Annotated in this window: 12 protein-coding genes; all 12 read left to right on the top strand. The window is 74.1% G+C overall.

Going from position 1 to position 12,960, the window contains the following annotated elements:
* Positions 1-11: 11 nt before the first annotated feature.
* The 12 genes from sbnA to AB2U05_RS30385 all read left to right on the top strand — a co-directional run bounded on the left by sbnA (position 12) and on the right by AB2U05_RS30385 (position 12,910).
* Positions 12-995, top strand: a complete 984-nt coding sequence (gene sbnA, locus AB2U05_RS30330; protein WP_045699998.1) for a 2,3-diaminopropionate biosynthesis protein SbnA — start codon at positions 12-14, stop codon at positions 993-995.
* Positions 992-2,077, top strand: coding sequence for a 2,3-diaminopropionate biosynthesis protein SbnB (gene sbnB, locus AB2U05_RS30335; RefSeq protein ID WP_369184846.1), 1,086 nt, complete (start codon positions 992-994; stop codon positions 2,075-2,077). The genes sbnA and sbnB overlap by 4 nt, the downstream gene beginning before the upstream one ends.
* A complete protein-coding gene (locus AB2U05_RS30340; protein ID WP_369184847.1) occupies positions 2,074-3,750 on the top strand; it encodes an amino acid adenylation domain-containing protein in 1,677 nt (558 codons plus the stop codon). Before sbnB ends, AB2U05_RS30340 begins: the two co-directional genes overlap by 4 nt.
* Positions 3,747-4,934, top strand: coding sequence for an acyl-CoA dehydrogenase family protein (locus AB2U05_RS30345; protein ID WP_369184848.1), 1,188 nt, complete (start codon positions 3,747-3,749; stop codon positions 4,932-4,934). Before AB2U05_RS30340 ends, AB2U05_RS30345 begins: the two co-directional genes overlap by 4 nt.
* Before the next feature lie 216 nt (positions 4,935-5,150).
* On the top strand, positions 5,151-5,720 hold the full coding sequence (locus AB2U05_RS30350) for a hypothetical protein (protein ID WP_369184849.1): 570 nt from the start codon (positions 5,151-5,153) through the stop codon (positions 5,718-5,720).
* Between the two features lie 19 nt (positions 5,721-5,739).
* Positions 5,740-5,973 carry a hypothetical protein gene (locus tag AB2U05_RS30355; RefSeq protein ID WP_045700002.1) on the top strand — a complete coding sequence of 78 codons (234 nt, stop codon included), beginning with the start codon at positions 5,740-5,742 and terminating at the stop codon, positions 5,971-5,973.
* 24 nt (positions 5,974-5,997) lie between these two features.
* Complete coding sequence (locus AB2U05_RS30360; protein ID WP_078860417.1) at positions 5,998-6,738, top strand: thioesterase II family protein; 741 nt, start codon at positions 5,998-6,000, stop codon at positions 6,736-6,738.
* The gene (locus tag AB2U05_RS30365) at positions 6,735-7,598 is read left to right on the top strand and encodes a PAS domain-containing protein (protein ID WP_045700004.1); all 864 of its coding nucleotides are present in this window, start codon (positions 6,735-6,737) and stop codon (positions 7,596-7,598) included. Before AB2U05_RS30360 ends, AB2U05_RS30365 begins: the two co-directional genes overlap by 4 nt.
* Positions 7,599-7,665: 67 nt before the next feature.
* Complete coding sequence (locus AB2U05_RS30370) at positions 7,666-9,747, top strand: molybdopterin oxidoreductase family protein (protein ID WP_369184850.1); 2,082 nt, start codon at positions 7,666-7,668, stop codon at positions 9,745-9,747.
* Positions 9,744-11,228 carry an FAD-dependent oxidoreductase gene (locus AB2U05_RS30375; RefSeq protein WP_369184851.1) on the top strand — a complete coding sequence of 495 codons (1,485 nt, stop codon included), beginning with the start codon at positions 9,744-9,746 and terminating at the stop codon, positions 11,226-11,228. The genes AB2U05_RS30370 and AB2U05_RS30375 overlap by 4 nt, the downstream gene beginning before the upstream one ends.
* A gap of 89 nt (positions 11,229-11,317) precedes the next feature.
* Positions 11,318-11,872 (top strand): NADPH-dependent FMN reductase, encoded by a 555-nt coding sequence (ssuE, locus tag AB2U05_RS30380; protein ID WP_045700007.1) that lies wholly within the window; start codon positions 11,318-11,320, stop codon positions 11,870-11,872.
* Between the two features lie 261 nt (positions 11,873-12,133).
* Positions 12,134-12,910: an IclR family transcriptional regulator gene (locus tag AB2U05_RS30385; RefSeq protein ID WP_369184852.1), complete on the top strand. Its 777-nt coding sequence runs from the start codon at positions 12,134-12,136 to the stop codon at positions 12,908-12,910.
* Positions 12,911-12,960 lie beyond the last annotated feature (50 nt).

Raw genomic sequence — 12,960 nt, forward strand, 5'->3', positions numbered from 1 at the left:
AAGGATCAAGCATGGCCGTGATCACCGCCGCCCATGAACCCGTCGAGAGCGATGTCTACATCGACCTGCGCAGCAGTCTCGGCATCCCCCTGGTCCTCAAGTGCGAGGGGTTCAACCTCGCGGGCTCGATCAAGATGCAGCCCGCCGCCCGGATGGTCTCCGCGGCCCAGCAGGACGGAGTCCTGGGGCCGGACTCCGTCCTCATCGAGTCCTCCTCCGGCAACCTCGGGGTCGCGCTGTCGGTGATCGCCGCCTCGCGCGGGCTGCGGTTCGTCTGCGTCACCGACGTCAACTGCAACCCGGCGACGGTCACCCTGATGCGCGCCCTGGGCGCCGAGGTCGTCGTCCTCGACGAACCCGACCCGGTCGACGGCTTCCTCGGCGCGCGCCGCGCCCACGTGCGCGAGCGGTGCGCCGAGGACCCGTCCTACGTCTGGCTCAACCAGTACGAGAACCCGGCCAACTGGGTCTCCCACTACGAGAGCACCGCCGCCGTGATCGCCAAGGACTTCCCGGAGCTCGACACGCTGTTCGTCGGCGTCGGCACCGGGGGCACCCTGATGGGCTGCGCCCGCTACTTCCGGGAGCACCGGCCCGGCGTGCGCATCGTCGCCGTCGACAGCGTCGGCTCGGTCAACTTCGCCGGGGAGCCGGGGAAGCGGCACATCCCCGGGCTCGGCGCCGGCGCCCCGATGCCGCTGATCGCCCCCGAGCTCACCGCGGGCCTCGTGGACGAGGTGATCCGCGTCCACGAGATCGACACCATCCGCACCTGCCGCCAACTCGCCGGCCGCGGCATCCTCCTGGGCGGCTCCTCGGGGACCGTGACCTGTGCCGCCGCGCAGTGGCTCGCCCAGCACGGCGCCTCGGTGGACACCGCCGTCGCGATCGCCCCCGACCTGGGGGAGCGCTACCTCACCACCATCTACGACGACACCTGGGTCACCGACCACTACGGACGGGCCGACTTCGACCAACTCCTGGAGAGCCTGTGAACCCGCCTGCGAACCCGCCTGCGCACCTTCAGCCCGAGAAGCCGAGCTTCGCCGTGATCCCCGGCCGCACGGTGCACCGGATGCTGGACGGCCGGCAGCACGAACTGATCGACCTCGTCGAGCGGACGTACCTGCTGCACGGCGAGGAGCGGACCGTCAACCCGCCCTCGTACTTCCTGCGCTTCGCGGACCGGCCCACCGCCCGCATCATCGCCCTGCCGGCCTCGGTCGGCGGCGAGCGGCCCGTCGACGGCATCAAGTGGATCTCCAGCTTCCCCGAGAACCTGGAGCGCGGCCTGCCCCGCGCCTCCGCCGCCCTGATCCTCAACGACCCGGTGACCGGCTACCCGTACGCCTGCCTGGAGAGCTCCATCATCAGCGCGGTCCGCACGGCCGCGTCCGCGGCGGTGGCCGCCCGCGCGCTCACCGCCGACCGCCCCCGGCCGCGCAGCGTCGGCTTCATCGGCACCGGGCTGATCGCCCGGTACATCCACCAGTACCTCGCCGCGCTCGACTGGAAGCCCGAGGAGCTCGGCGTCCACGACCTGTCGGCGGACTACGCCGGCGCGTTCGCGCAGCACCTGCGGACGGTCGGCGGCGCGGGCTCGGTCCGTGTCCACGGGACCGCCGAGGAGCTGATCCGCGCCAGCGACGTGGTCGTCCTCGCCACCACCGCGGCGACCCCGCACCTGGACGACCCGTCCTGGTTCGCCCACCACCCGCTGGTCCTGCACGTGTCCCTGCGGGACCTCGGCGCCGACGTCGTCCTGGACAGCGTCAACGTCGTCGACGACGTCGAGCACGTCCTCAAGGCGAACACCTCGGTGCACCTGGTGGAACAGCGCACCGGCAACCGGGACTTCCTCGCCGGCACGCTGGCCGACGTGCTCACCGGCCGGGTCGCGGTGCCCGGCGACCGCACCGTCGTCTTCTCGCCCTTCGGGCTGGGCGTCCTCGACCTCGCGGTCGGCGAGCGGGTGTTCACCCGGGCCCGCGACGCCGGCGAACTCGTCGTCGTGGACGGCTTCTTCCACGACCTGGACCGCCACACCGCCCCGACGACGGAGGCCGGCCCCCGATGACGACCGACCAGCGAACGGCCGTCCCCGCCCGGGTGTGGGCCGAACTCCCCCTGGCCCCCGGCGCGGTGGCCCGGGCCGCCGGCCTGGCCCTGCGCAACAGCCGGCAGGAGGACACCCGGACGGCCGTCCTCGACCACGTCGTCCGGTACGCCGAGGCGGACCCGCGGCGCCCCGCCGTCGTCGAGGGCGACCGCACGATCGGCTACCGCGAGCTCCTCGAACAGGTCGCCGCCACCCGCGAGGTGCTGCGCGCGCACGGCGTGCGGCCGGGCGCCGTCGTCGCCGCGGTCGGGCCCCGCAGTGCCCGGACGCCGGTCGTCCTCCTGGCGCTGGAGGCGCTCGGCGCCTCCTACCTGCCCGTCGACCCGGGCTGGCCGGCCGTCCGGGTCCGCGACGTCCTCGGCCAGAGCCGCGCGGCCCTGCTCCTCGACTACACCGGCGCCCGCGACACCGCCCACGCGGCCCGCTCGTCCGCGGTGGCGGAGCGGATCCCCGTCGTCGACCTGCCAGTCGAGCTCCGGGCCGACACGCTCCCGGAACGGGACGGCGGCGACCGGTCGGCGGAGACCCGGTACACCATCTTCACCTCCGGCACCACCGGCCGCCCCAAGGGGGCCACCGTCGAGCACCGGGGGATGCTCAACCACCTCCGGGCCAAGGTCCACGACCTCGCGCTGGGCCCCCGGGACGCGGTCGCCTTCACCGCCCCGCTGGTGTTCGACATCTCGATCTGGCAGATGCTCTGCCCGTTCCTCGTCGGCGGGCGCGTCGTGGTCGTCCCGGACGCCGCCCTGCGCTTCCCGCGCTCGCTCATCGGCACGCTCGACGCCGCGGGCGTGACCGTGGTCGAGCTGGTGCCCACCATGGTCGGCTGGCTGGTCGACGAGGCCAGGCGGCTCGACAACGGATGCCTCGGGACGCTGCGCCACCTGCTGTCCACCGGCGAGGAGCTGCACCCCTCGCTCGCCGCCCGGGTGCTCGACGCCCTCCCCGGGGTGTCCGTCGTCAACGCCTACGGCCCCACCGAGTGCTCCGACGACATCACCCACCACACGGTGACCGCCGCCGACCTGGCGCGGGACCGGATCCCGGTCGGCACCCCCGTCCTCGGGACCACCCTCTACCTGCTGGTGCGGGGCGAGGACGGCACCTGGCGGGCCGGCGAACCCGGCGAGACCGGCGAGCTGTTCGTCGGCGGCACCTGCGTCGGCCTCGGCTACCTCAACGCGCCCGAGACCACCGACCGGGCCTTCTTCCGCGACCCCTTCGACCCGGACTCCCCGACCGGACGGCTCTACCGCACCGGCGACCTCGCGGCCTTCGACGCCGGGGTGGTGCACTACTTCGGCCGCAGCGACCGCCAGGTGAAGGTCGCCGGAGTGCGGATGGAACTCGACGAGATCGAAGCCGTCCTGAGCCGCCACCCGGGCGTCGAGCGGTGCGCCGTCGTGGTCGCCGGGGAGGGCGACCGCGGCGAACTCGTCGCCCACTACAGCCTGCGCGCCCCGGTGCCGTCGGACGAACTCCACCAGGCCCTGAGCGCGGCCCTGCCGGCGGCGATGGTGCCGAGGCGCTGGCGCGCGTGGGACGCCCTGCCGCTGACCCGCAACGGAAAGATCGACCACCAGGCGCTCCGGGCGGCCGACGCCACCCCTCGAAAGGAGTCGCAGTGAGCACGGACGAGACGAACGGCCCCGGCGGGGACTCGACGGATCTGGCGGACCGCGTCCGGGCCGTCACCCGGGTCGCCGAGGAGCACCTGGCACGCACCGAGCGGGAAGCGCTCTTCCCGGAGCACGCCCTGGCGGAGCTGCGCCGCACCGGCCTGCTCGGCCTGCTCGTGCCCACGGCGGACGGCGGCCTCGGCGGCACCCTCGCCGACCTGGTCGACGTCACCCTCGCCCTGGGCCGCACCGACATGTCGCTGGCGATGATCTTCGCGATGCACTGCCAGCAGTCGGAGGCCCTCGTGCGGTACGCGCGCCCGCCGCTGCGGGAGAAACTGATGGCCCGCCTGGCCGCCGGCGAGCTCTACCTGGCCTCGGTCACCACCGAGACCGGCAAGGGCGGCCACCTCTTCAAGTCCTACGCCCCGCTGCGCGAGAGCGGCGAGCGGCTGGAGATCGACCGCACCGCGCCGATCGTGACCGGGGGGACCCATGCGGACGGCTTCCTGATCACCATGCGCAGCCCGCACGCCACCGCCGACCACCAGGTCTCGTTGGTCTACGCGGACCGCGCCCAGCTCACGGTGACGGCCTCCGGCCGCTGGGACCCGATGGGCATGCGCGCCAGCCAGAGCCTCCCGATGAAGCTGACCGGCGACGTCCCCGGGGACCAGGTGATCGGCGAACACGGCGCGTTCCACCGGATCGCCCAGTCCGTCTTCGGGCCACTGGCTCACCTGGGGTGGTCCGCCGCGTGGCTGGGCACGGCGAGCGGGGCCATGTCCCGGGTCGTGCGACTGCTGCGCGACCCGGCCGGCCGAGGGCGCTTCGACCTCGGGTCGGAACTGCTGCTGACCCGGCTGTCCCGGGCCCGACAGCGGCTCGACACCGTCCACGCCCTGCTCCGACGCACCCAGGACCTGGTCGAGCGGCAGGCCGACCTGTCCGCGCCGAGCAGTCAACTGCTGCTGAACGCGCTGAAGATCACGGCCGCCGAGGAGTGCCACGCCGCCGTCGACGACCTGGTCGACGCGGTCGGGCTGCGCCACGGCTACCTGAAGGACTCGCCGACCGGGCTGGAGAAGGCCCTGCGGGACCTGCGCTCGGCCGCCCTGAACTACGGCAACGACCGCCTGCACCTGGCCGACGGTCAACTCTGCCTGCTGGACCCCGACGTGACGTTCCGCTGACCGCGAATTCCTACTTGCTGCGGCCGGGAACGACGGGTATCGTTGAATGGAATTGCCCGCGGGAATCGTCCCGGCGGATGCCCGGCATCGCGAACGTTCTGTTTCGCCCGGAGCCCTTTCGCTCGAATCTTCTCGGCTCGAAGCCCTTTCATTCGGAGCATTTTTCGCTCGAATTCTGCCGACCCAGTCACATCTCAACGCATGCGAGGTCGCACCGTGTCCGGAAACACCGAAAACCCCACCGGGGACTGGACCACCGCCCTGCGGTACATCGCGGGGCGCAAGACCGCGGAGGAGTCCCTGGGGTTCCTCGCCCACGTCAGCGCCACCGTCCGGGACACCCCGGAGCTCGCGGACGTCGTGCCGGCCGCGGCCAGGGCCTGCGTCCCCTTCTTCGCCTCGGCCGTCCTCCTGGAGGCGCCGGCCGTGCACGGCGAGCCCGTCGAGCACGGCCCCGAGCAGTTCGCGCCCGCGCTGCGGGAACTGCTCGGCGCGGCGGCGCGGGACGGCGGACCGCGGCTCGTGGCCAGCAGCCACGAGAGCCTTGTCGGCCAGTCCGATCCGCAGCTGCTGGCGCGGCTGGCGGAGCTGCAGGTCGACTCCGCGGCGGTCCTGCGGCTGGAGTTCCGGGGAGTGCCGGGCGGGCACCTCGTCGCGGTGCGCGGCGCGTCCCACCGCCGGGGCCCGTTCAGCCCGGGGGACCTCGCGCTGCTCGGTGAAGTGGCCGACCGGGTCGCGGCGTTCAACGCGTTCGCGGCCAACCTGACCGGCCGTGCGAGCCGCTGACCCGGAGGAGGCGGCCGCGATGGCAGCGACCTGGACGGACGTCCGCGACTGGATCCTCGCGCGGAACCCCGACGTGACCGAACTCGACGCGGAGACCGACATCATCGACACCCGCGTCATCACCTCCCTGCAGTTCGTGGAGCTCGTCCTCCACGTCGAGGAGCTGCGGGGCCGGATGCTCGAGTCGAGCGAGGTGGACCTCGACGCCTTCCGCACCCTCGGCAGCATCGAACGGACCTTTCTTCGTCAGTGACACCGGCCGGCAGGGGAGTTCCGCATGACCTCTGGACGATCCATCGTGCTGCAGGGCGACATCGAGCGGGCCGAGGAGGCGGTGGTGTTCCTGCCGCCGGCCGGCAGCGTCACCTCGCCGTACTTCCCGCTCGGCGGCCTGCTGCCGCCCGGGCTCCCGGCGGTGCACTGCGAACTGCCCGGCCGCGGAAGGCTCGTGGACGAGCGCCCGGTGGGCTCCGTCCGGGAGGCCGCCGACCGCTGGAGCGGGGAGCTGGCCCGGGCCCTCCCCGGCCGCCGGCTGCACCTGTTCGGGCACAGCCTGGGCTCGCTGTTCGCGTACGAGACGGCCGCCCGGTTCACGGCCGACCCGGTGTGCCGGATCGCCAGCCTGACGGTCTCGGCCGCCCGCGAACCGGGCCACACCCCGCGGGCCGCGATCGGCGCCGCCTTCGCGGCGCTGAGCCGGCAACGGCGCGGCACCGACGCGGACGGCGACGCGGACGGCGACCGGCTCGCGACGGACCTGCGCATCCGGCGCGAGTACCGGCCGCACCGGGAACCGCTCGCGGTCCCGCTCGCGCTGCTGTGCGGACGGGACGACACATTCGTCCGTCCCGAGGAAATGCCGGCCTGGCGGGAATTCGTCACCGGCCGGTTCCTCGGACTCTTCACCTTCGACGGCGGGCACGACTACTACCTCGCCCGGCCGGACCCCGTAGCCTCCGTGATCGAACGAATCACGGAAACCAGTAGGAATTCGACGCGAACTGGGAGTGAGAAATGACCGGCACCACCAACGGATTCCCCACCAACGCGCAGCTGATCGACGTCATCGGCGACAGCTCGGTCGGCATCGCGGTCACCGACGGCGCCGGCGCCGTCGTCCTCCACAACAAGGCGCTCTCCGTCCTGATGGGCGGGGAGGCGAGCCACCTCGGCGGCCGGATCGCCGTCGACGGTGCCGAGGACGGCCTCGCCCACCTGCTGGGCCTCCTCGCCGAGCAGGACCGGATCGAGCACGTCAAGGTGACCCTGCGCAACACCGGGGGCCACGCGCGCACCGCCTACGTCAACGCCGTACGGGTCGGCGAGGGCGACGGCGCCCGGATCCACTGGGTCAGCCGGCCCGAGCTCGGCAAGCGCCTCCCGGTGTCGAGCACCTCCGCCGAGGACCAGAACGCCTCCGACGCCGCGGCCTGGATCCGCTCGGTCGACGAGGCCGCCCACCCCTCCCTCGCACCCAGCGAGGACAAGGTCGACGTGATGCGCGAGTTCTACCAGGTGGCGCCCGTCGCGATCCACCTGATCGGCGTCAACGGCGGCGTCATGCACGCCAACCCGGCCGACATCGCCCTGGTCGAGTACACCGAGACGCCGGGCGAGTACGTGGGCCAGCACATCCGCCGGATCTACGAGGACCAGGGCCTGCTCGACGACTTCCTGGCGCGGTGGGACGAGGACTCCCCGATCATCAACTTCCGCGCCAACTTCGTCACCAAGGACGGCGCGCCGCGCCCGGTGCTGATCTTCTCGACGGCCCAGGCCGCCGGCGGGAGCGTCAACAACACCCGGTGCTTCGTGTTCAACGACCCGGAGCCGGGCCGCGACCGCGACACCGTCAGCGCCTTCGGCTGGCCGGCCTAGGTCCTGACGGCGGGCAGGCCCGGGTGAGGCCTGCCCGCCGGCCCGGATCCCCGAACGAGGAGCTGTGATGGTCAGAACGCACTGCCCGTACTGCGCCCTGCAGTGCGGCACCCGGCTGGAGGCCTCCCCGTCCGGCGGCGTGACGGTCCTCCCCGACGAGGAGTTCCCGGTCAACGCCGGCCGGCTCTGCGTCAAGGGGTGGACGGCACCCGGCGTTCTGACCGCAGCCGACCGGCTGACCGCGCCGCTGATCCGGCCCCGGCCGGGGGCGGCCCGGCAGCCCGCCTCCTGGGCGGCCGCGCTGGACCACGTCGGCCGGGAGCTGCGGAGGATCACCGCGGCCTCCGGGCCGGACGCGGTCGCCGTCTTCGGCGGCGGCGGGCTCACCAACGAGAAGGCCTACACCCTCGGGAAGTTCGCCCGGGTCGCGCTGGGCACCTCGCAGGTCGACTACAACGGCAGGTTCTGCATGTCCTCCGCCGCGGCGGCCGGCTCGGCCGCCTTCGGCGTGGACCGCGGACTGCCGTTCCCGGTCACGGACCTCGCGCAGGCCGAGGTGGTCCTGCTCGCCGGAGCGAACGTCGCCGAGACGATGCCGCCGCTGATGCGGCACCTGGAGGGCGCCGACCTGATCGTGGTGGACCCCCGCCGCTCGGCCACCGCGGAACGCGCCGCGCTGCACCTGAGCCCCGCCCCGGGCACCGACCTGGCGCTCGCGCTGGGCCTGCTGCACACCGCCGTCGCGGACGGCCACCTCGACCGGGAGTACCTGGACCGGCGCACGCACGGCTTCGACGAGACCTGGCGCCACGCGGCCGAATGGTGGCCCGAGCGGGTCGAACGCGTCACCGGCGTACCGGTCGCCGACCAGCGCGCCGCCGTCCGGCTGCTGGCCTCGGCCCGGCGCCGCTACCTGCTCACCGGCCGGGGCGCGGAACAGCACTCCAAGGGCACGGACACCGTCTCGGCGTACATCAACCTGGCGCTCGCGCTCGGCCTGCCGGGCCGGGCGGGCTCGGGCTACGGCTGCCTGACCGGACAGGGCAACGGGCAGGGCGGCCGGGAACACGGACAGAAGGCCGACCAACTGCCCGGCTACCGGAAGATCACCGACCCGGCGGCCCGCGCGCACGTGGCCCGGGTGTGGGGGGTGGACCCGGACGCACTGCCCGGGCCGGGCCCCAGCGGCTACGAGCTGCTGGACTCGCTCGGCCGCCCGGGCGGCCCCCGCGCGCTGCTGGTGTTCGGGTCCAACCCGGTCGTGTCGGCGCCCGCGGCCCGGCGGATCGCCGACCGGCTGGCCTCCCTGGACCTGCTGGTGGTGGCGGACTTCGTGCCCTCCGAGACGGTGGAACTGGCCGACGTCGTCCTCCCGGTGACCCAGTGGGCGGAGGAGGACGGCACCATGACGAACCTTGAGGGACGCGTCCTGCGCCGCCGGCGCGCCCTCGACCCGCCACCGGGCGTGCGCAGCGACCTGTGGGTCCTGCGGGAGCTGGCCGTCCGCCTGGGCCAGCCCCCCGAGCGCTTCCCCGACGACCCCCGGACGGTCTTCGCGGAGCTCCGGCGCGCCTCGGCCGGCGGCCCCGCGGACTACTCCGGCATCGACTTCGACGCGCTCGACACCCCGGCGCACTGGCCGAGCCGGGCCGAGGGCGAGTCCACCCCGCGGCTGTTCCTGGACCGCTTCGCGCACGACGACGGCCGCGCCCGGTTCCGGCCGGTGACCCACCGCGACGCGGCCGAACTCCCCGACGCCGACTACCCGTTGTACGCCACCACCGGCCGCGTCCTGGCGCAGTACCAGAGCGGCGCCCAGACCCGCCGGGTGCCCGAACTGACGGCGGGCGCGGGGGAGGCCTTCGTCGAGGTCCACCCGGACACCGCCGGGCGCTTCGGGGTGGCGGACGGCGGCCTCGCCCGGGTCGTCAGCCGCCGGGGAGGCACCGTCGCGCGGGTGCGGACGGTGGCGTCGCTGCGCACCGACACGGTGTTCCTGCCGTTCCACTTTCCCGACGCGGGCCGGGCCAACCTGATCACCAATCCGGTGCTCGACCCGGTGTCGCGGATGCCGGAGTTCAAGGTGTGCGCCGTCCGGCTCGAACCGCTGGAGGAGCCGCCCGCCGAGACCGGCGGCGGTCCGTCATGAGCCGGATCGTGATCGTCGGCAACGGCCCGGCGGGCTACCGACTGGCCCAACTCCTCGGCGCCCGCGCCCCGGAGAGCGACATCACCGTCCTGGGCGAGGAGCGCGAACCCGCCTACAACCGGGTGCTGCTCACCGACGTGGTGGCCGGCCGGCTCGCGGCGGAGCGCACCCACCTCACCCCCCTCGACCGGGCGGGCGTGCGGGTGCGCACCGGGGTGGCGGCGGTCGGCATCGACCGGCACCGGCGGGTCGTGCGCGCCGCGGACGGTTCGCTGCACCCGTACGACCACCTGGTGCTGGCCACCGGCGCCCGGAGCTTCCTGCCGCCGGTGTCCGGCCTGGTCGGCGCGGACGGCGCGCTCGCCCCGCGCGCGGTCGCCGTCCGCACCCTCGCCGACGGCCGGCGGCTGGAGCGGCTGCTGCGCGAGGGCGGGCGGGCCGTCGTCCTGGGCGGCGGCGTGCTGGGCGTGGAGATCGCCCGGGCGCTGACCGAACGGGACTGCAAGGTCGACGTCGTCCACCGCGGACCGCACGTGATGGACGGCCAACTCGGGCCGGACGCCGGCCGGGTGCTCTCCTCGGTCCTGGAACGGTTCGGCATCCGGGTCCTCGCCGGGCGCACCGCCACGGCCTGGACGGGTGACCGGCTGGAGCTCGACGACGGCACCGAGCTGCCGGCCGACCTGCTGGTCGTCTCGGCGGGCGCGGTGCCCGAGGTCGAACTGGCCCGGCGCGCCGGCCTGCGGGTCGGCCGGGGGATCGTGGTGGACGCGTACCTGTGCACCGAGGACCCGCGGATCCGGGCGCTGGGCGACTGCGCGGAGGTCGAGGGCCGCGTCAGCGGCCTCGTCGCACCCGCCTGGGAGCAGGCCGAGGTGCTGGCCGGGGTGCTGGCCGAGGCGCCGGCGGGCGGGGACCTGGCCGGCGAGGTCCCGGCCGGCGGGGGTGGCCGCGGCTACGCCGGCACGCCGGCGCTCACCCGGCTCAAGGCGCGCGACGTCGACCTCGTCGTCCTCGGCGAGGGCGACCGCGAGGTGCCCGGGAGCGAGGTCGTCACGGTGGCCGACGCGGCCCGGGGCCGGTACGCCCGGATGTCCGTGCGGGGCGACCGGGTCGTGGGCGCCGTCCTGTTGGGGTTCCCCGGGTGCGTGGCCGCCGTCAGCCAGCTGTTCGACGCCGCCGCTCCCGTCCCGGCCGACCGGATCGCGCTGCTGGTCGGGGCCGGGGCCGTCGACGGGACGGCCGACCCGGCGGCCCTGCCCGGGCAGGCCGTGGTCTGCCGCTGCAACAACGTCACCAAGAACGACCTCGTCGCCGCCTGGCGGGCCGGGGCCCGGGAGCGGTCCGCGCTCGTCCGCGCCACCCGGGCCACCACGGGCTGCGGCGGCTGCGGCGACGCCGTGGCGGACCTCTGCCGTTGGCTCGGCGCGGCGGACGGCGAGGCGCGGCCGGAGCCGATGAGACCGGCGCTCGCCCGATGACGACTGTGGCCCGATGACGGCTGCGGCCCGATGACGACTCCGGCCCCGATGACACGAGCGCTCACCCGATGACACCTCAGGAGAAGGACATGCCCAGCATTCTGGTGATCTCCGGCAGTCCGTCACCCGCCTCCAGGACGGAGCGGATCGGCGACATCGCGGCGCGGTGGCTGACCGACGAGGGGTGCCGCACCGAGCACCTGAGAGTCCGCTCGCTGCCCGCCGGCCCCCTGCTGAGCGCGGACGTGTCCCATCCGGCGATCGCCCTGGCCGCCGGACAGGTGGCCCGGGCGGACGGGGTGGTCCTGGCCACGCCGACCTACAAGGCCAGCTTCTCCGGCCTGCTCAAGTCCTTCCTCGACCTGCTTCCGCAGTTCGGGCTGGACGGCAAGGCGGTGCTGCCGCTGGCCACCGGCGGGAGCCTGGCCCATGTGCTGGTCCTGGACTACGCGTTGCGTCCGGTGCTGCACTCGCTGGGCGCCAGGCACGTGGTGCAGGGCCACTTCGTGCTCGACCAGCACGTGGAGCTGAAGGACGGTCGGCCGTGGATCCGGCCGGAGAGCCGGGCCGGGCTCGACGCCGTGCTGGAGCAGTTCCGCGCGGCCCTGCCCGCCGGGCGGTCGGTGACCGGAGCTGTTCACTAGGGCTTGGGATCGCGAGCGCGTCCGTCGAGGCACCCCGAACAGGGGTGCCTCGACGGCGTTTCGGGGGCGTTTCGACGGTTTCCGGCCAGGCCTCGACCGGCCGGTCGCCCGGGCACGGCCGGGCCGTACCGCGGACCGGCCGGAATTGTCCGAGTATCGGGAAGGCCGTATGATGCCGAACCAGCGTTCCCCGAACACAATTCATGGACTCCACAAGGCGTTCAGCAATGGCGTACAGGAGAGGGCCTCATGATCCAGGCGGTGCAGCGAGCGATCCAGGTACTCAAGGAACTGGCCACGGGGACCCAGCGACTTGGCGTCAGCGAACTGGCCGACCGCCTGGGCGTCGCCAAGCCCACCGCCCACGCGCTGCTGCGGACCCTGCAGGCCGAAGGAATGGTCAGCCAGGACCGGGAGACGAGCAAGTACCAGTTGGGGCCCGGCCTGGTCAGTCTGAGCAACGCCTACCTGGACTCGCACAAGCTGCGGACCCGGGCGGTGACCTGGGCCGACATTCTAGCCACCCGCACCGGGTTCGCGGTCTGGGTCGGCGTGATGGTCGACCGTCAGATGCTGGTGATCCACCACGCCCTCCGGCCGGGCGTCACCGTCCAGACGCTGGAGACCGGGGCCGGCCTGCCCTGGAACGCGTGCGCCCTGGGCAAGGCCGTCGCGGCCTTCCTGCCCGCCGAGGAACGGGCCCTGCTGCTGGCCGGGGAGCTGCCCAGACTCACCGGCGCCAGCATCGACGACCCGGCCGAGCTCGAACGCCAGCTGAAGGGCGTGCGCGACATCGGGTACGCGCTGGACGAGCAGGAGTCCACTCTGGGGGACGCCTCCATCGCGGCCCCGGTGTTCGACGACACCGGCAACGTCGCCGGCGCGATCGCGCTGGTCGGGGCGGTCGAGCGGCTTTTCGACGAGTCCGTGCGGCGGGAGTGCGCGATCGCGACCCGCGAGGTCGCCCGGAGCCTGTCCCGCGACCTCGGCGCCCCCCGCAACGCGGGCCTGAGCGCCGACCAGGTGTCGCCCTCCTGACCGCCGTCCTGACCGCCGTCCTGACCGCCGGACGGGCGGCCCGCCGGGGG

This window comes from Streptomyces sp. Y1, assembly GCF_041053115.1.
In the GTDB taxonomy this organism is placed as follows: Bacteria; Actinomycetota; Actinomycetes; order Streptomycetales; family Streptomycetaceae; genus Kitasatospora; species Kitasatospora rubellomurina.

Bases quoted from the DNA above. Each gene is read 5' to 3' on its own strand.
- AB2U05_RS30360 (WP_078860417.1), top strand. From the start codon at position 5,998: ATGACCTCTGGACGATCCATCGTGCTGCAGGGCGACATCGAGCGGGCC.
- AB2U05_RS30340 (WP_369184847.1), top strand. From the start codon at position 2,074: ATGACGACCGACCAGCGAACGGCCGTCCCCGCCCGGGTGTGGGCCGAA.
- AB2U05_RS30355 (WP_045700002.1), top strand. From the start codon at position 5,740: ATGGCAGCGACCTGGACGGACGTCCGCGACTGGATCCTCGCGCGGAAC.
- AB2U05_RS30370 (WP_369184850.1), top strand. From the start codon at position 7,666: ATGGTCAGAACGCACTGCCCGTACTGCGCCCTGCAGTGCGGCACCCGG.
- ssuE (WP_045700007.1), top strand. From the start codon at position 11,318: ATGCCCAGCATTCTGGTGATCTCCGGCAGTCCGTCACCCGCCTCCAGG.
- sbnA (WP_045699998.1), top strand. From the start codon at position 12: ATGGCCGTGATCACCGCCGCCCATGAACCCGTCGAGAGCGATGTCTAC.
- AB2U05_RS30375 (WP_369184851.1), top strand. From the start codon at position 9,744: ATGAGCCGGATCGTGATCGTCGGCAACGGCCCGGCGGGCTACCGACTG.
- AB2U05_RS30365 (WP_045700004.1), top strand. From the start codon at position 6,735: ATGACCGGCACCACCAACGGATTCCCCACCAACGCGCAGCTGATCGAC.